This window comes from Sulfurospirillum sp. SCADC (genome assembly GCF_000743525.1).
Classification (GTDB): domain Bacteria; phylum Campylobacterota; class Campylobacteria; order Campylobacterales; family Sulfurospirillaceae; genus Sulfurospirillum.
The window spans coordinates 84,021-101,989 of record NZ_JQGK01000011.1 but is presented as its reverse complement, the minus strand read 5'-3'; the positions used below and the strand labels follow the sequence as shown (position 1 = coordinate 101,989).

Here is a 17,969-nt window from a genome sequence, read left to right as displayed (position 1 = left end):
CTGTTTAACTAGCAGTTTGGGTTTATAGAATAAAAAAAGTAGCAATGGATTTACGAACCATGCAAAATTTCCTCCTAAAAAACCTAGCATTACAATAGGGAATCCTACTATTGTATCACCCTCATATGATACTAAAGCCACGCTCCATAAAGACATAAACCACAAGACAAGAGAAATAATTGCTATCTTTTGAGATGCTAAACTAAAAAATTGAATGATTTTATACATGTTACTCTTTCAAGATAAAGTAAACTTTTAATTTCAATCAAAATATAAATAACTTTACATGTAAAGCTATTGTTCGTAGGATTTAAAGTATTACATCATTCCAAGCTTCAAGCTAATTTTCGCTTCTGTGTATAATCAACAATATGCTTTTGCAAGGTATCAAGCGCATTTATGAGATTGAAAGAAGCGTCGTTGGTGTGAATTTTGTCTTTGATGTATTGCACTTCGTTTTCTAAATCCACTTGTGTTTTGGCATCGTCATACATTTTGACAAATTCAGCATCATTCATATAGCTTTTTTTGAGTTTTTCATAGTTACTCATACGACATCCTTTCATTGTATTGTCTCCTCAGTTCTTTTGCTTTTGCTATCTCAGAACTCGGAGTTTTTTGACTTTTCTTAACAAAGCCATGTGTAATAATAATCTTTTGACCGCTTACATAATAGTATAAATTTCGGACTATTTTATTGGGCAAACTCACTCGTATCTCAAAAATGCCGTCATCTAGTTTTTTAGATAAATTTTCACCTACAGGTAAATTAGCATTTTTAAGCTCAACAAATTTGTCAATCGAAGCAAAGATTTTCGCTACTTCATTTTTTTCTAAAGTAGCCATAAACTCTATAAATGGTTTTTTGGTGTCAAGTTCGACAAATTCTACTTTATACATGAAAATATTATAGCAAAAGTTTATTTTGTTTTTTGCTTCAGACCTTTTACATGTAAAGCATTTCGCTTCCACATGATGAAAAACAAATCATCCTATCATTATATTTTTATAAATACTACGATATACTCTCCTTAATTCTTTGAGGAGGTTTACGATGAGTGAGGTTTATTCTATATTTTTATCGGCTGTATTTTCGAGTTTTCTTGTGACGATGGGCATTATTGTGGTGATTGGGTCGTTGTATTACCTCACGTTTAAGTGCTTTGCTTCGTATATCTCGTTTGATAAAATTGCTCAAAAACGCGCTCGAAATTTGAAAAATGCGCCGTCTCAAGAGAATTCTATACTTTAAAAAACAGCACCGTTGCCAATTGACATTACATAACACTCTATGAGATAATTTTATTAACCATCAAGGGTAACCTTGATTGATTAACCCAAGGACGTCTGTTATCAAAATAAGTGCAAGAAATCAAATCGTTGGAAAAGTCTCTGAGATCAAAAATGGTCCTGTCAACAGTGAAGTGATTGTGGCAACGACAGGTGGCGACCAAATCGTTTCGGTCATCACCAACAGTGCGGTTGTATCACTGGGTCTAAAAGTGGGTTCTGAGGCTGTGTGTATCTTTAAAGCGCAAAGTGTTCTTCTTGCAAAAGCAGACATCGCCTTAGCGGTCAGTGCTCGCAATAAAATCAAAGGGACTATTTCTGAGATCAAAGATGGTGCTGTGAATTGTGAGGTTATTATCGCTACGGCTGGTGGTTTGAATGTCACGGCTATCGTAACTGAAGATGCGAAAAAAGAGCTTTCCCTTGCCAAAGGCGACACTGTTTATGCCATCATCAAAGCTTCTAGCATTTTAGTAGGCGCGAACTAAGCGTTACATGTAAACTATTTTTCGAAGGTTTTAAAGTACCACATCAGCGCGAACATCAAGCCTGATGTGGTGGCATTGGCTTCGTTGAACATAAACGCTAAAGTATCTTCGCGTTTGACATAAACGACTTCGATATTTTCACAGTCGATGCCTCCCCCCTCTCCTACGCGCATGCTTTCATCAATAATCGCAAAATAGAGCGTTTGAAGTCCGCCGGCAAAACCAACGGCAGTGTAAAATGCGGTGACTTTTTGAAGGTCTTTGATCGAAACATCATACCCCGTCTCTTCCAAAACCTCTTCCTGGGCGATTTCGATGAAGCTTTTATTTTTATCGACAATGCCTGCACAGAGTTCATGGGTAAATCCATCGTGATTTTTTAGGTAAATAGACGGTCGAAACTGTTTGACAAACACAAACGAGTCAAGCGCTTTGTGATAGAGCAAAATCGCAACGCTGTCATGCGTATCGACAATATCCCAACGCTTTTCAACATCGTTGTGTCTGTAATACATACTTTTAGGCTTGATATAGTCTGAGTAGGTACACTCTTCAATGCGCAAAACTTCAATCGTATGTTTCATACGCTTAAATCCACCCTTTTTTCTTGAAAATCACAATCGGCGTAATCGCAGAAAGCACCATCAAAACAAGCGAAAACGCATAACCAAACTGCCAATCAAGTTCTGGCAAAATCTTAAAGTTCATACCATAAATACTCGCAATCAGCGTTGGCGGAAGAAAGATAACGTTCATAATCGTAAAGATTTTGATGACCTTATTTTGCTCAATGTTCAAAACACCCACGAAGATGTTTTGCAAATAATCAAGCCTTTCAAAGTTAAACTCGGTGTAATCGATCAACGACTTAATATCTTTTAACATAATGACAATATCAGCACGCAAGGAGCTGTCATCGTATTTGTTGGATTTGATAAACGAGGTGAGGATGCGCTGTTTATCCATCAAGTTTTCACGGATGTTCATGTTCAGATCTTCAAAGGAGGAGATTTTTTCCAACATCTCTTCATCATCATTGGTATAGTCGGTAAAAACGTGCTTGCGAAGACGCGTGATGTCTTTGGAAAGCTTTTCGATGATGTCCGCATCCGCGTCGATCCTGATGTCTAAAAGCTGTGAAAAGATGTAGTAACCGTTTTTAAATTCACGAGGGGCATAGTAAAAACGCTTACTAAATTCTTCAAAGGTTTTGAGCTCTTTATAGCGAATGGAAATCAGCAAATTGCCTTGGAGGATGAACGAAACCGTTTCATTGTGCGCACTCTCTTCCGTGGCGATCAAAAAGAAGCTGTTGATCTCAATTTTTTTGTCCTCTTCCCAGTAACGCGAACTGATCTCGATCTCTTCAGACTCTTGTTTTGTTGGAAAATCGATACCAAATATCTTCTCAACAAACACGATCTCTTCGCTGGTAGGAAGCAGCATATCAAGCCATACGACTTTGCTCTTTTTGTCTTCGTCATCATCAAATTCGCTCAAATCTGTGATCACTTCAAGCTTATTACTATTTCTAAAAAAACATCGTATCATGGAGGACTCTTTTTCTTTTTATTCTATCGCAAAACGGTTGCATATTGTTTACATGTAAAGACTAACTCTGTTTTGGCTCAAAAGGATAAGCAAGGTTAAAATTTTCCTCTTTATAAACAGGTTCATCGCTCTCTTGAGCATTTTCAACTTTTTTTCTGAGATCGTTAGTATAGTTTATAAAGGCTTTAAGTTCATTACCACTGAGTGCACTTTTCGCGATTTTAACGACACTAGCAGGGTTAATCGCCACATTACTGCGGTACAGACCAAAATGCAAATGCGGTCCGCTGCTAAGCCCTGTATTGCCCACATAGCCGATGACTTGTCCTTGTTTGACATTTTGCCCACGGCGTAACCCTTTAGCAAAACCATTCAGATGTGCGTAGAGTGTTTTATAGCTGCTAGCATGACTCACTTCGATGGTATTGCCATAGCCACCTTTTTGACCGACAAACAAGACTCTGCCACTTCCAGCTGACTTCACAGGTGTTCCAACCCTTGCCGCATAGTCGACGCCTAAGTGTGCACGGTATTTATGCAAAATCGGATGCCACCGTTTTTGAGTAAAAACAGAGGAGATACGCGTGTAATTCACAGGCGATGCAAGTAAGAAATTATCGAGCTCTTGCCCTTTAGGATCGTAATAGTTCTCTTTATAAAAAAAGATGTAATTTTTTTTCTTTGCCGTCTCCACCATTGAAACATCGATGATAATAGAACCAAAAAGCTTTCCAAGACGCCTTTTTTGCTGGTACACCAGTACGAGTTTATCCCCTTTTTGAAGGTTTCGAAGGTTCACTTCACCTCTAAAGGTTTGGGCAAATTCATTGGCAAGACCGTAACTGTTCGTGGCATTGAGGATGTCTATGTAAGGTGAGTTTTGAATCTCTATCGCTAATGAGCGCTTCTCTTCTTGGAGAAGAATGGGAGTAATTTCCATGATAAACTTGTCGTCTATCTTTTTAATGTGCATTTGAAGCTCTTCCCCGATAGGAATCAAAACTTGCTCTAACGCGTTGTCTTCACTTTTGAGAACCTGGTATTTCACACCTGCTACAATCTCAGCTGCTAACTCTTGCTCTTCTTTGTCTAAGGTGTAATAAATGGAGGAAGGGAGATGACTTTTTTCTAAAAATGTCAGGAACGTTTCGCCTTTGGGCCACTTCAACTCTTCGACGTATGAAGCAGATGCAAACGCTACAAAAAGAGATAAAATTATAATGATTTTTGCCATTTACACCTCCGAGTTCTTTTTCGATTTTAGCGGAACAAATCTTACAAAATGCCTAAAAGACTCACTTTAGATAAAAATAAGTTTTTTTAAAACAGTTATAGTATAATCACTCTCATAAAATAAAAGGGCTACTATAAACCCTTCAAGGAGTTCCCGTTGAACAAGCTATTTTTGGTTATGTGTCTGTTTTTGTTTGCCTCATTTGCAGAGGCTCAATCTTTTTTTAAAGAGTTCAAAACAACCGTTTTAGAATCAAATGAAAAACAAATTGTGATCCCTGATTCACCAGAATTTGTACTCGGAGCAAGCGGCGTTGTCAGCCATAAGTTTGATGCAACGCATACAACCATTATCGCACGCGTTGATGTTATCAGTAAAGATGGAATCAAAGCGGTTTTAAAAGCTGAAAAGTTTGAGATGCTCGCCCAAGGTGCTTTCCCAGATACAGGCGTTAAACCTGCTGTGGGCGATGAAGTCATCATTAACTACCTTTACGATCGTGCCTTGATTATCGTGCCAAACCAAAGTGTTTACAACGAAGTCACTAAAAACTTCAACACGATTACATGGATTCATCCTGACATCGTTGCAGCCTATTTAGCAAAACTCTACCGTCCAAATCCCGATAAAAAAATCTTCCAACAAGCATGCTACCAAAATGCGGCATCGATCATCTTCTTTGGCATTGAGAACAAAGGTTTCTTTGTGGATTGCCATAACTTCCATATTGTTCAAAGTATCGATGTTAAAAGCAGTGGCGAGACGATGCTGCCGTTTTATTCACGTATCAATAAACAGATTGACTCTTCATGGTTTAACTGGGACAGTGGAACGATTGCCGAATACAACAACTACTATGCCTACCTTCTAGGTCAAACTAACACCCTTAAAGGTGCTGGGATGGATGGCATTATCTTAAAATTACCTTTTGACATCGTAGAGAGAAAAGACACTCAATGGAAAGAGTAAATATCGACTATTTCAAGACTCTTTTAGGCGAAGAGAACGTTTATGACGACAAAGCCCATTTGATCGCCTATTGTTACGATGCTACTCGTACACGCTACGAGCCCGATGCTGTTTTGTTTCCAAGAGATGAAAACGATGTTAGCGAGATTTTAAAGTATTGTAATGAACACCGCATTATCATCACACCCCGAGGTGCGGGAAGTGGCTTTACAGGAGGTGCATTGCCTGCAAACGGTGGCATCATCCTAGCGTTTGAAAAACATATGAATAAGATCCTAGAGATTGATATGGAAAACATGGTCGCCGTGGTACAACCTGGCGTCATCAACATGGCATTGCAACGAGCCGTTGAAGCGCGAGGACTTTTTTATCCACCCGATCCTGCCAGTGAAGAGTACTCCACCATTGGCGGTAATGTCAGTGAAAATGCAGGCGGTATGCGTGCGGCAAAGTATGGCATCACGAAAGATTATGTGATGGCATTGCGTGCTGTTTTACCCAATGGTGAGATCATTCGTGCAGGTAAACGTACCATTAAAGATGTCGCAGGTTATAACATCGCAGGCATTCTTATTGCCAGTGAAGGCACATTAGCGTGCATCACGGAGATCACGTTAAAACTCATCGCAAAACCTAAAATGTCACAAACGGCTATGGGCATTTTCCCTAGCGTAGATGATGCGATGAATGCTGTTTATAAAACAATGGCAGCAGGCGTTACGCCTGTCGCAATGGAATTTTTAGATAACTATTCGATTCGTGCTGTTGAGCAAAAGTTCAACAAAGGCTTACCCAAAGAGGCAGGGGCGATTCTCATCACCGACGTGGATGGCAACACCCAAGAAGAACTTACAGCGCAGCTTGACATCATCGAACAAGCGTTTTTGGAAAATGGTTGTAGTGGCTTAAAAAGAGCCTCCACGCCTGAAGAGTCCAAAAATCTCTGGTTTGCCAGACGCAATGCGAGCCAATCCATCACGATTTACGGCAGCAAAAAACTGAACGAAGACATTACCGTTCCTCGTAGCAAACTGCCAGCACTTCTTAAAGCCATTGGTGAAATTGCGCAAAAATACAACGTCACGGTGCCGTGTTTTGGGCATACGGGTGATGGCAATGTTCACACCAACGTCATGGTCGATGGAAGTGATCCTAAACAGCTTGAGATCGGACATCACGCAATCGAAGAGATCTTTAAAGCAACCGTAGCCTTGGGTGGCACGCTGAGTGGAGAACACGGCATTGGGCTGAGTAAAGCGCCTTTTATGCACCTTGCATTTAGCGAAGGTGAAATGGAGCTTTTCCGCTCGATCAAAAAAGCGTTTGATCCTAATAATATTTTAAATCCTGCCAAAATGGGACTTTAATTGTTAAGCACTAAACATGGTGTTGAATTTTTCAAAAAGTTAAGAGACGTTGAGCTTGCACACTACGCCTCTTCTTTGAGTTTTCACACCATTTTAGCGCTGATCCCCATTCTTCTCATTACCTTCAGTATCTTTACCAAACTACCTCTTTTTGAGGTTTACTACGAAAAATTGCAAGGCTTTATCTTTAGCTCACTGATTCCAACCCAACAAGATGTGATGATTGGCTATCTACGAGATTTTATCGCCAATACGAGCAACATGGGTGTGGTAGGCATTATCTTTGTGCTGTACATCTCCATCATGTTCTTTTTAGACTATGAAAAAATCGTCAGTAAAATCTTTGAGATTCCCTCACGCAGTTTTTGGGAAGCGCTCTCAACCTACTGGACGATGGTCACTTTAATGCCACTTGGGCTCATCATCTTTTTTTACAGCTCAGCCGTGGTGCAAGAATTTTTGGATCAAAGTGATGTCACAAGCTCCATCAATTTAGTACGCTTTTCGCCCTATTTGATTGTTTGGCTTTTGTATTTTATCATGTATTCTGTCTCCGCTAAAATCAAAATTCACCTTAAAAGTGCCCTCTTCTCCTCGTTTGTCGCTTCCCTTTTTTGGTATGTCTCTAAAATTCTTTTTGTCTATTATGTAAGCTACAATAAAACGTATCTGAGCATTTACGGCTCGTTTAGCATTCTACTTTTCTTCTTCCTCTGGATCTACTTTTCGTGGTTTATTTACCTTTATGGTCTGAAATTCTGCTTTTTATTGAATGAAAAAGAGCGCGAGAACAGCAAAGCCTAAACAAGCATACAGCGCAAATTTGTAGCGTATCGCAACAAGCGAAGCTCCCACATACACTCCCAAAACCCACCACGGAAAGCTCAGAAGATAACTCCCCGTTTTTACATGTAAGAATTCCAGCAAATAACCATCTAAAATGCCGCCTAAATGAATGACATGTAAAAGCACACCCAGTGGATAAAAGACGATAAACACGAGACTTGAAAGCGGTGACGTGAGTTGTAAAAAGGTAAAGACAGGAAAGAAGGTGTGCACGATAGGAACCATTAAGCAAAAAACACCCAAATCGATGATGGCAAGCAAGACCCAGCGATTGAGGCTTTCAAAATGGTGTAAAAAGAGAAAGAGGTAAAAGACTCCTGCCACCGAAAACCAAAAGGAGAGCGAAAAAACAAGGCTAGGGAAAAGCGCTAAAAGCCCTAGTGTTGTAAGCCCCAGCATCTCAAAAGAGAGCACTTTAATCCCTCGTGAATAGATAAAAAATCCTAAAACACTCATCGCAAAGGCACGCAAAAACGAAGGCACAAAATCGATGATAACCATGTAACCAAATAAAACAACCAATACCACCATGGTCAAATCCGCTGTGGCATTGCGATACGGAAAATAACGACTTTGAAAAAACTGATACAGCGGTTTGAGGAAGAAAAAAAGCAGAAACGAGATGACGCCCACGTTGTAGCCACTAATGGCGATCAAATGCGAAATGCCCCATTTTTGCACCTCTTCTCGCAACTCTTTGGAGATAGGCGTGGCAAACAGAAGCGTTTTGTAAAGCTCCGCTATCTTTTCACTCTCATGTTGCTTTTCGATGAAACGATACAGTGGCTTCACATCAAACGGTGGGTTATCTTCGTAGATTTCATACAAGGCAAGTGATGGAGCAAAAAAACCTTTAAGGTAGTCGTAAAATGTGACTTTATCCACTTTGAGTTTGACTTTAACACGACTTTTTATCGGTATAGAGCTGACGCGCCACGACGTGGTATAAACTTCCGCGCCACTGCCATCTAGTTTGAGCTTGAAAACATCGTAAGTGCGCCCTTTCTCATTCGTTTTCGTATAGTGATTGAGAACGGTTGCCGTGTTTACATGTAACGATTCATGCGTCAGTTTTTTGAAGTGGTAAAACTCGATGGAAAGGGAGATACACGCAATGCAAAGCACCACTATCAGTGTCAGAAAAAATTCCTTTTTACTGACAAAGAGTGGTACGTTTAACATGGTTACAAGGGAGGCAAGCTAATCTTCGCCTCTTGGGAAATCGAGGCATTGTATTGGACGACTTCAATCGGAATAGAATTTTTACCGCCATCCACAAAGCGCGTACACGCCTTTTGAAAAATCAAATTCGCCACGCCAACGGGTCCATTTCTATTTTTTCCAACAATAACCTCGGCTGACTCTTCTGGTTTTTCAAAAAAGTCACTTTTGTACTCTTTACCCTCAGTTCTGGCTTTTTGCTCTTTCTCTTTCTCTTCACGCATGCGGTAAACATCGTCACGGTAGACAAATAAGATCATGTCGGCATCTTGCTCAATCGCACCTGATTCCCTAAGGTCGCTCAGCATCGGGCGTTTATCGCTTCTGGCTTCAAGCCCACGGTTAAGCTGAGAGAGTGCGATGATAGGGATGTTCAGCTCCCTCGCCAACAGTTTAAGTCCACGACTGATGTCACTGACTTCGATATGTCTGTCTCTCGTTCCAGCCGAACTCATCAACTGCAAATAGTCGATGATCGCCATGGAAATTTCTGGGTGTTGCGATTTGAGTTTGCGAAGCTTCGCTCTGACTTTATGAATATCCACAGAGCCGTTATCATCCACAAAAAATTTGCGTTTACTCATCTCATCCGCAGCACTCGTGAGTCTTCCCCACTGCTCATCACCCATATCGCCCACTTTGAGCTTTTGAAGCGGTATGGACGTCTTCGCACTGAGCATCCTAAGCATCAACTGCTCCGCTGGCATCTCAAGCGAAAAGATCGCAACGCCTTTACCACGATCTAACGCATTTTGCGCCAAATTCAAACAAAAAGCCGTATTGTGTGTTACAGTCATATCTTCGAGCAAAAAGAGGCTATTGCCATCAATTTCAAAACCGTAATAGTCATCGACTTGATCAAATTCAACCTGAATCCCTGTTTGATTCCAACTGCGTTTTACACGCCATGGCTCAGCCATTTTGCGCTTAATTTTCACAGGAATGGTATCGACATTGCCAAAAATTCGCACGCGATACACCTTACATGTAAAGCCTATGCGTTCAATCGTAGCCTCTTTTTCTTTCAATGAGGTTCTAAACCCCAAAGTGTCAGCTAAGAATTTAATCTGCCTAGCAAGGTGCTCGTCTTTTTGCGTAATCTCATAACCATTGCACTGCGCATCATAGTGACCATCGCTGTCCAAAAGTCCTGCCAAAAGTTCCAAACGATTGCGCGTTGAATTGACAAGATACTCCTGTGGGATATGCTTGTTTTCAATGAGCCCCAGTTGACGTATGGTGGCTTGCAAACTCTCTTTTTTGGTGTTGTCAACATTGACGATGGCGTACATTGGGCATTTTCCATCGTCTTTGGATTGACTCACGCCGAATCCTAAGCGCGTCGCATAGTCACTCAAATACGCCACAATTTCTTCATCTTGCGTCGCAATGCGCACGTCTGATTTCCTGCCATCCCCCAACCACAATCCTAAAAAATAAGGCTCAATCGCCAACGCTTTTTCCATAAATTTGACAGGAACTTTGTAGCCTTTATAGTTGCTTTTAAATTTTTTACTTTTGCCAAGATACTCACGAATCGAAATATTTAAAACATCGCCATGCGTATGCTTTCCTTCATTGCGTGAACGTTTTAAGGAGAGAATGTGCGACTCATTCACACGATAATCGATCCCCTTATTTTGCCTCACCCAGTACATTTTTTCTCTACCACGTGCTAAAGAGAGTACTTTGCGTGGCGTTGAATCATCGCCCATCAAGAGCTCGCCCACCTCAATATCTTCAACATTTTTCAAAATACCATCGTACATCAGCACTTTCGTACCTTTGGCTAAACACTTACCCATCGCCGGTCTTGCCGCAACGATGATGAGATCGCCTTCACCAAAACCTGAGGTTAAACGGTTGATTTCAGCAAAACCACTGTCCACACCAACAACGCCTGAATTGCCACGCTTTTTCATTTCATGAATGTGCGCGATAGTCGCGTGCGTCATCTCAGGGGATTCACGAAACTCTTTGGTGCCACTCTCTTGCGTGATCTGGTAGAGCTTTTGTTGCACTAAATCGACCACTTCAGTTGAAGGCAAATCTTTCTCAACCGCGATCTCTTTGATGTCACTGGTCAGCTGTACCAACTCTCGCTTGATCGCTTTTTCGCGTATCTCTTCCACATACGCTTTCGTCGCAGGCAGAGGATTGGTCGAGAGAATCTCCAACATCGCGTCTTCATCAAAACGCCCTTGTTGGTTGAGCTTTTTCTTGATGAACTCCTCATCAATCGGCAGATCTTCCCTCTCGCACGCCTCCATCGCTTCGTAAATATACCGATGGCTTGGCAGGTAAAAATCTTTCGCGCCAATGACCGCCGCAACATCTTCAAACGTTGCAGGGTTAAATAAAATGGAGCTAAGAACGGAGCGCTCTATGTTCACATTGTGCAGATTGCTCATGCTTTGTACTCCTTGGCAGCAAGCTCAACCGCTTCTAAAAATTTATCGACGAGGTCTTCTTCCTTGAGTTTGGCAACCACTTCGCCTTTGACCATCACAAGCCCCTGCCCTTTGCCAAAGGCAATGGCGACATCGGCATGTTTGGCTTCGCCAATAGCATTGACCACGCATCCCATCACCGAGATATTAAGTGGTGCTTTGATATGTTTGGTGCGACGTTCTACTTCGGCTACGGCATTGACCAAATTGGCCTCCAAACGTCCGCACGTTGGGCATGAGATGATGTTTAAACCTTCCGCTTCCACACCACTGTCTTTTAAAATGGCGCGTCCCACTCTGATCTCTTCTTCAAGCTCTCCTGTGATGGAAACACGCATCGTATCCCCAATGCCATCGAGTAAAAGTGACCCTAACGCAATGGAAGATTTAATCGTTGAATGAAACAAGGTTCCTGCTTCCGTAACGCCAAGATGGAATGGGTACTCCACCAAAGGGCGCAGCATGCGGTACGCTTCTACAGTGCGCTCCACATCGCTCGCTTTTAGCGAGACTTTCATGTTCGTAAAACCAAGGTCTTCAAGGTATTTGATGTTATACAGCGCCGATTCGACCATCCCTTTCGCCGTAGGGCCATACTTCTCATCGAACTCTTTTTCCAAGCTTCCACTGTTCACACCAATGCGAATCGGGATATTGCGCTCGTTGCACGCTTTGACGACCTCTTTAACGCGCTCTTTATTGCCAATGTTACCTGGATTGATGCGAATACAATCCACCACTTCCGCGGCGATCAATGCCAAACGGTAATTAAAATGAATGTCCGCCACGATAGGCAACGTGGAACGCTCTTTAATCGCTTTAAGTGCGTGCGCATCGTCATAATCGGGTACGGCTAAACGCACGATGTCAGCTCCTGCAAAATGCAAACGGCGAATTTGCTCCACGGTTGCTTCCACATCGTGTGTTTTTGAAAAGGTCATCGACTGCACAGGAATTTTAGCATTGCCACCGATGGGCACATTGCCAACAAAAATTTGTTTGGTTGGGTATCGTTTGATCATTGTTTATCACTTTTTGTACATTAGTTTATGGATGGATTATATCTTTTTGATATTAAGAAAAGGATAACGGATCGATGTCAGCTTCTACATGTAAAAGTTTAACGGCATGGGCCAACTCAAGTAAGGCTTTGCTGGAATCACTGCGTGCAAGGAGTTCATAGCGGTATTTATTGGCAATTTTAGCGATGTTGGCTTTGCCAAATCCCACAACCTCGACCTGTGGAAAACGTTGCGCGATGAGCGCTACTTTATCGATCAGTTCTTTGGCTTTTTCATCTTTGACATGCGCGCTCATGAGCCTCAGCATTTTTTTAAAGGGCGGATAAAGCCCTTTTCGAAACACCAATTCATCCTTTAAAAACTGCTCGAAATCACCCAAATACTGCTTAAAAAATTCGCTGTTTTTACTCTGAATCAGCACTTCGCCATACCCTTTTCGCCCTGCTCGCCCTGCGATTTGCAATACCAAGGCAAGCGTTTTTTCGCGCGATCTAAAATCACTCATTCCCAACAGTGCATCCACACCTAAAATGACGGCAAGCCCCACACCGTGGTAATCATGCCCTTTGCTGAGCATCTGTGTGCCGACCATAATGTCGATCTTGTGCTCATTAAAATCGCTCAAAATTTCAGAGAGTTTTTTCTCTGTTCGCACCTCATCGCGGTCAAATTGTTGTACCACATGCTCATGAAAATGCTCTGTTAGTTTTTGACTCACTTCCGCCGTTCCCATACGCGTTGCTACGATCTCTTCGCATCCACATTTGGGGCAGGCTTTGGGAATCACTTCGGTGTAGTTGCAGTAGTGGCATTTCAGCGCATTCATATTGTGGTGAATGCTCATGCCCACACTGCAAAACGGACACTCGACATTGGCGCCACATTGTTTACATGTAATGTACTTAAAGTTCGCGCGTGTCGGCAAAAAAACGATGACTTGCTTGTGTGCATTCAATGCTTTTTGGATCGCTTGGGTCATCTTAAAGCTCAATCCATGCTCGCCATCGTCGTACATGATGTAACTTTGTGACTCAAAAAATGTCCCCTTAAGCCTAAAGGTTGGCACTTTGTAGAAACTCGTTAATGTAGGTGTCGCGGAGCCTAAAAGCACTTTACACCCCAGTTTTTGACCAAAAAGAAGTGCCAAATCTTTAGCGTTGTAACGAGGACGATTTCCTGACTTATAGCTTTCATCATGCTCTTCATCCACGACGATCAAACCTAAGTGTTGCAACGGCAAGAAAAGCGCTGAACGCGTACCCGCGATAATGGAAATTTTCCCCTCGTGAATATCACTGAGTATCTGTTCTTTTTTCTTCGCAGTGATTTTAGAATGCCAAATAGCAACATGTTTTCCAAAATGATGTTTCAAACGATTTTTCATCTGAGGCGTTAAACCAATTTCAGGAAGCAAGAAAATCGCCTGTTTGCCTTCGTTGATGGTCTGCTCAAAGAGTTTCATATAAATCTCTGTTTTGCCACTTCCGGTATCGCCAAAAAGAAGCGATGTAGGATGTACTTGTATGAAGTCATACGCCTTTTCTTGTTCGGTTGAAAGCGTAATATCTGTCGTATTTTTTTCGTTTACATGTAAAGCATTTGGAGAATGAGGAACAAAAAGATTTAATGCTTCGCCAAGAGAACAAACATAATACTCCGCAATAAAACGAGCCAATTCAAGTGTTTTGTGAGGGTAAAATGTTTTACATGTAAACAAGATAGACGCACATTCAAACGAAGGTTTTTTAACCGAAGCAACCACAACACCTTGTATGGTGCGTTTTGAAAGTGTGACTTCAACCACTGCACCGAGAGGAAAGTTTTCCTCAGACTGATAGGTTAAAGGCGAAAGAGGAGATTTTAAAAGAGCAATATGATAGTAAAACACACGTTTATTGAGTTAATGCTTTGCAATTTGCACCCGTTGAAGCATTGGTTGTATCACAGGTAAAGCCTGTAGTAGCATTGTACGTAAAAGGGATTGCCTGACCACCGATGATAAAATTATACGTATTTGCACCTGTTTTCATCCAGTTACCATCACTATTTTTAGAAATAAGCGGATATTCTAAAATATTGCCTGCGGTTGCACCGTAAAAAAGTGTTTGACCTTCTGATGTGCTTGCATTGTTGTCAAGAGAGGAAATAGCTGTTGTATTACCTTCTAGCAATCGTTGAGACCTTAAAAGAGAAATACCACTACGAATTGCAGCAACTTGAGATTTTCCTTTTACCATTACAGCATCATCACGACTAACTGCAAGCTTTGGTATTGCAACAGCGGCAAGAATACCAAGCACAACAATAACAAAAACAAGTTCTACCATTGTAAAAGCAGAGCGAATTCCGCTCTGCTTAGAATAGTGAGTTTTCGAACTCATTACCATTTGACTTTTTGACCACCCATGCTAATATTTTGTTCTGTTAAACCCATATCGTTCCATAACATTGAACAAATTGTACCTGTTGTTCCTGCTTTGATGATTCTTAATGTTGGAGAACCAGTTGCAGTAGATAACCAAGCACCATTTGAAGCATTAAAGTCTGTACCTGAAAGTGCTATGTTATTATCAGTCCAAGTACCATCTGTTGAACTTTGATTCATATCATGGATAGCAATTGTAATACAATTGTTAGTTCCATCTTTCCATGTATATGAAACATCACTATTTTTAGTCCAACTACTTGTATCAATTTGCATTGCTTGAGCAATACGAACATCCTTTTGACCTTGATACCAAGCAGGAATTGCAGTAAGTGCTGTACCAACATCTGACTTAATGCTTGCAGCTTTTGCATCATCTCTCGTTGCTGCCAATCTTGGAATCGCCACAGCTGCCAAAATACCTAAAATAACAATGACGAAGATCAATTCGATCATCGTGAAACCTTTTTTCATCTTAACTCCTTGTTTTGTGTTAGCCAATACACTTATTGACCACGTGAAGCGATTTTAGTACAATTTTTTTTAGGCTAGACTTAAATTTCGTCCATTTGATGTAACAGTTTGGTAACTTCCTCTTCTAGCATAAAATTATCGTAGCATTTGCCGACATAGGCGTAGAGTAACTCTTTGGGATCGATCGTGCTTTTGCCTTTAAATTGCTCTTTAAAGTCGGCTTCAAACTGCAGCGCAAAGGCACCTTCTAGCTTGATGTCAAAGTCTTTGCCACCAAGACTGATGGTTATTTTACTCATCGACCGAGCACTGCTTCGATTTTACTGAGAAGATCATCTGAATTAACATCTTTATTGATTAAGTCTTGCTCTAATTTGGCAATCTGCACATTTTTAGCTTCCGCCAATGCCTTAGCTTTGATAACTTCTTGGCGCAAGGCTTCATTTTGAGCCTGAAGGTCTTTGTATTTTTCCAAAAGTTCCGTTATCTTTTGGCTTAATGTGCTAATGTTTCTCTCTTCTTCAAACATGCGAGTGCCTTTTTGTGTAGCGTTGTTTGGTATAATTGTAACAAAATAATGGGAAAAGTATCAACTATGAGTGAATTTTATTTAGAAAGTCCCTATCAACCCTCGGGCGATCAACCGCAAGCCATCGATAAACTTGTTGCGTCCATTAAAAAAGGAAGTCGTTACCAAACCCTCATCGGCGTGACGGGAAGTGGTAAAACCTACACGATGGCGCAGATCATCCAGAAACTTAAGATGCCAACCCTCATCATGACGCACAACAAAACCCTTGCGGCACAACTTTACAGCGAATTTAAGGGCTTTTTCCCTAAAAATCATGTGGAGTATTTTATCAGTTATTACGACTACTATCAGCCTGAAGCGTACATTCCACGCAGTGATCTTTTCATCGAAAAAGACAGCTCCATCAACGAAGAGTTAGAACGCTTGAGGCTTAGTGCCACCGCATCTTTACTTAGTTTTGATGATGTCATCTGTGTCGCTTCCGTTTCGGCTAACTACGGATTGGGCGATCCGAGCGAATACAAAGAGATGGTACAAGTCATTGAAAAAGGCGATACCATCAACCAAAAGAAGCTTCTTTTGCGCCTTGTGGACATGGGCTACAAACGCAATGACACCTTTTTTGACCGTGGGTGTTTTAGAGTCAGTGGCGATGTTATTGACATTTACCCCGCTTACAGTGAAGAAGAGGCGATTCGTGTTGAATTTTTTGGTGATGAAGTGGAAAGCATCAACTATTTTGAGGTCTTCCTCAACAAAAAACTGCAACATCTCAATAAAGTCGTTATCTACGCCGCAAACCAGTTTATCGTCGGGCACGAAAGGCTTCAAAAAGCGATCAAATCCATCGAACAAGAGTTAGGTGAACGGCTTGAATATTTCAAAAAAGAGGACAAATTGGTCGAGTACCAACGCCTCAAACAACGTGTCGAGTTTGACCTTGAGATGTTGGGTTCTACGGGTGCTTGTAAAGGCGTTGAAAACTATGCGCGTTACCTCACTGGCATCGAGCCAGGGGCTACGCCCTATTCGCTGTTTGACTACTTTGAAGCGATGAATAAGGAGTATCTGGTTATCGTCGATGAATCCCATGTCAGTCTTCCGCAATTTCGGGGTATGTTCGCAGGTGATCGCAGTCGTAAAGAAGTGCTTGTCGAGTACGGTTTTAGGCTTCCCAGTGCGCTTGATAACCGTCCTTTGATGTTTGATGAGTTCATCCACAAAGCACCACGCTACCTTTTTGTCAGCGCGACACCCAAAGAGTTGGAGCTAGAGCTTAGTGGTGACAACACTGCTGAACAGATCATAAGACCGACAGGTCTGCTTGATCCTGAAGTCGAAATCTTAAGCAGTAAAAACCAAGTGGAAACCCTTTTTGACAAGATCAAAGAGGTTACATGTAAAGATGAAAAAGTGCTTGTAACCGTGCTCACTAAAAAGATGGCAGAAGAGCTCACACGCTACTACGCCGATCTGGGCATCAAGATCAAATACATGCACTCCGACATCGACGCCATCGAGCGCAACCAGATCATTCGCTCTTTGCGTGTTGGGGAATTTGACGTGCTTGTGGGTATTAACCTCCTTCGTGAAGGACTTGACCTACCAGAAGTCTCCCTTGTAGCCATTTTAGATGCCGATAAAGAGGGTTTTTTACGTTCCGAAACGAGTCTCATTCAAACGATGGGACGTGCGGCTCGAAATCTAAATGGTAAAGTCATCATGTTTGCAGAAAAGATCACCGACTCGATGCAAAAAGCGATAGAGACGACGCTAAGAAGGCGTGCGATTCAAGAAGCTTACAATAAAGAACACGGCATCACACCCACCAGTACGACACGCAAAATGGATGAAAATCTTAAACTCGAAGAACATGCCGACATCTACAACACGTTTGATAAAAAAGAGAAGATTCCACCGAGTGAAAAGAAGAAGATCATCACGGAGCTGACCAAAGCCATGCACGAAGCGGCAAAGATTTTAGAGTTTGAAAAAGCGGCAAAACTACGCGATCAAATCGAGAAGCTCAAAAAGATGTAGATGTTTTATCGACGCCCTCTGTGTTGTTACCTTTTTATAACTTTTTTTTGATAAAATAAT

The 17,969-nt window shown here is 41.6% G+C and carries 20 protein-coding genes; 6 read left to right on the top strand and 14 right to left on the bottom strand.

All coding sequences use genetic code 11. The annotated features are described in order from the left end of the window. From JU57_RS08510 to JU57_RS08500, 3 genes are all read right to left on the bottom strand, one after another. The coding region (locus JU57_RS08510) for a hypothetical protein (RefSeq protein WP_037959605.1) at nucleotides 1-228 on the bottom strand (228 nt) is incomplete at its 3' end. Nucleotides 229-335: 107 nt separating this feature from the next. Next, complete coding sequence (locus JU57_RS08505; RefSeq protein ID WP_037959602.1) at nucleotides 336-551, bottom strand: hypothetical protein; 216 nt, start codon at nucleotides 549-551, stop codon at nucleotides 336-338. Next, a complete protein-coding gene (locus JU57_RS08500) occupies nucleotides 544-900 on the bottom strand; it encodes a type II toxin-antitoxin system RelE/ParE family toxin (RefSeq protein ID WP_037959632.1) in 357 nt (118 codons plus the stop codon). Before JU57_RS08500 ends, JU57_RS08505 begins: the two co-directional genes overlap by 8 nt. Before the next feature lie 154 nt (nucleotides 901-1,054). On the opposite strand from JU57_RS08500, the gene JU57_RS08495 reads away from it, so the two are divergent. Further along, nucleotides 1,055-1,252, top strand: a complete 198-nt coding sequence (locus JU57_RS08495) for a hypothetical protein (protein ID WP_037959600.1) — start codon at nucleotides 1,055-1,057, stop codon at nucleotides 1,250-1,252. A gap of 76 nt (nucleotides 1,253-1,328) precedes the next feature. After that, nucleotides 1,329-1,778: a TOBE domain-containing protein gene (locus tag JU57_RS08490; protein WP_051906735.1), complete on the top strand. Its 450-nt coding sequence runs from the start codon at nucleotides 1,329-1,331 to the stop codon at nucleotides 1,776-1,778. A 14-nt stretch (nucleotides 1,779-1,792) separates the two neighbouring features. Here JU57_RS08490 and JU57_RS08485 read toward each other — a convergent pair whose 3' ends face one another. From JU57_RS08485 to JU57_RS08475, 3 genes are all read right to left on the bottom strand, one after another. After that, nucleotides 1,793-2,362: an NUDIX domain-containing protein gene (locus tag JU57_RS08485; protein ID WP_037959597.1), complete on the bottom strand. Its 570-nt coding sequence runs from the start codon at nucleotides 2,360-2,362 to the stop codon at nucleotides 1,793-1,795. 4 nt (nucleotides 2,363-2,366) lie between these two features. Beyond that, nucleotides 2,367-3,329: a magnesium/cobalt transporter CorA gene (gene corA / locus JU57_RS08480; protein WP_037959595.1), complete on the bottom strand. Its 963-nt coding sequence runs from the start codon at nucleotides 3,327-3,329 to the stop codon at nucleotides 2,367-2,369. A gap of 61 nt (nucleotides 3,330-3,390) precedes the next feature. Further along, nucleotides 3,391-4,563, bottom strand: a complete 1,173-nt coding sequence (locus JU57_RS08475) for a peptidoglycan DD-metalloendopeptidase family protein (protein WP_037959593.1) — start codon at nucleotides 4,561-4,563, stop codon at nucleotides 3,391-3,393. Nucleotides 4,564-4,719: 156 nt separating this feature from the next. On the opposite strand from JU57_RS08475, the gene JU57_RS08470 reads away from it, so the two are divergent. Genes JU57_RS08470 through JU57_RS08460 form a run of 3 tightly spaced genes read left to right on the top strand, consistent with a single transcriptional unit; the run spans nucleotide 4,720 to nucleotide 7,703 of the window. Beyond that, nucleotides 4,720-5,532 (top strand): plasminogen-binding N-terminal domain-containing protein, encoded by an 813-nt coding sequence (locus JU57_RS08470; protein ID WP_294876817.1) that lies wholly within the window; start codon nucleotides 4,720-4,722, stop codon nucleotides 5,530-5,532. Next, a complete protein-coding gene (locus JU57_RS08465; RefSeq protein WP_037959590.1) occupies nucleotides 5,520-6,899 on the top strand; it encodes an FAD-linked oxidase C-terminal domain-containing protein in 1,380 nt (459 codons plus the stop codon). The genes JU57_RS08470 and JU57_RS08465 overlap by 13 nt, the downstream gene beginning before the upstream one ends. Next, nucleotides 6,900-7,703, top strand: coding sequence for a YihY family inner membrane protein (locus JU57_RS08460; protein ID WP_037959587.1), 804 nt, complete (start codon nucleotides 6,900-6,902; stop codon nucleotides 7,701-7,703). Here JU57_RS08460 and JU57_RS08455 read toward each other — a convergent pair. The 8 genes from JU57_RS08455 to JU57_RS08420 all read right to left on the bottom strand — a co-directional run bounded on the left by JU57_RS08455 (nucleotide 7,665) and on the right by JU57_RS08420 (nucleotide 15,866). Then, nucleotides 7,665-8,927, bottom strand: coding sequence for a ComEC/Rec2 family competence protein (locus tag JU57_RS08455; RefSeq protein ID WP_037959584.1), 1,263 nt, complete (start codon nucleotides 8,925-8,927; stop codon nucleotides 7,665-7,667). The two genes, JU57_RS08460 and JU57_RS08455, sit on opposite strands and share 39 nt — an antisense overlap. Before the next feature lie 2 nt (nucleotides 8,928-8,929). Next, nucleotides 8,930-11,377, bottom strand: coding sequence for a replicative DNA helicase (dnaB, locus tag JU57_RS08450; RefSeq protein ID WP_051906733.1), 2,448 nt, complete (start codon nucleotides 11,375-11,377; stop codon nucleotides 8,930-8,932). Then, nucleotides 11,374-12,438 (bottom strand): flavodoxin-dependent (E)-4-hydroxy-3-methylbut-2-enyl-diphosphate synthase, encoded by a 1,065-nt coding sequence (ispG, locus tag JU57_RS08445; protein WP_037959582.1) that lies wholly within the window; start codon nucleotides 12,436-12,438, stop codon nucleotides 11,374-11,376. Before ispG ends, dnaB begins: the two co-directional genes overlap by 4 nt. 52 nt (nucleotides 12,439-12,490) lie before the next feature. Further along, entirely contained in the window at nucleotides 12,491-14,326 is a 1,836-nt protein-coding gene (locus tag JU57_RS08440; RefSeq protein WP_037959579.1) for a primosomal protein N', read from the bottom strand. Between the two features lie 4 nt (nucleotides 14,327-14,330). Further along, nucleotides 14,331-14,819 (bottom strand): prepilin-type N-terminal cleavage/methylation domain-containing protein, encoded by a 489-nt coding sequence (locus JU57_RS08435; RefSeq protein WP_294876810.1) that lies wholly within the window; start codon nucleotides 14,817-14,819, stop codon nucleotides 14,331-14,333. Continuing rightward, entirely contained in the window at nucleotides 14,819-15,337 is a 519-nt protein-coding gene (locus JU57_RS13765; protein ID WP_051906731.1) for a type II secretion system protein, read from the bottom strand. Before JU57_RS13765 ends, JU57_RS08435 begins: the two co-directional genes overlap by 1 nt. An 80-nt stretch (nucleotides 15,338-15,417) precedes the next feature. After that, nucleotides 15,418-15,636, bottom strand: coding sequence for a hypothetical protein (locus tag JU57_RS08425; RefSeq protein WP_037959577.1), 219 nt, complete (start codon nucleotides 15,634-15,636; stop codon nucleotides 15,418-15,420). After that, nucleotides 15,633-15,866 carry a hypothetical protein gene (locus JU57_RS08420; RefSeq protein WP_037959574.1) on the bottom strand — a complete coding sequence of 78 codons (234 nt, stop codon included), beginning with the start codon at nucleotides 15,864-15,866 and terminating at the stop codon, nucleotides 15,633-15,635. The genes JU57_RS08425 and JU57_RS08420 overlap by 4 nt, the downstream gene beginning before the upstream one ends. 66 nt (nucleotides 15,867-15,932) lie before the next feature. On the opposite strand from JU57_RS08420, the gene uvrB reads away from it, so the two are divergent. After that, a complete protein-coding gene (uvrB, locus tag JU57_RS08415) occupies nucleotides 15,933-17,909 on the top strand; it encodes an excinuclease ABC subunit UvrB (RefSeq protein WP_037959572.1) in 1,977 nt (658 codons plus the stop codon). The last annotated feature ends 60 nt before the right edge of the window (nucleotides 17,910-17,969 follow it).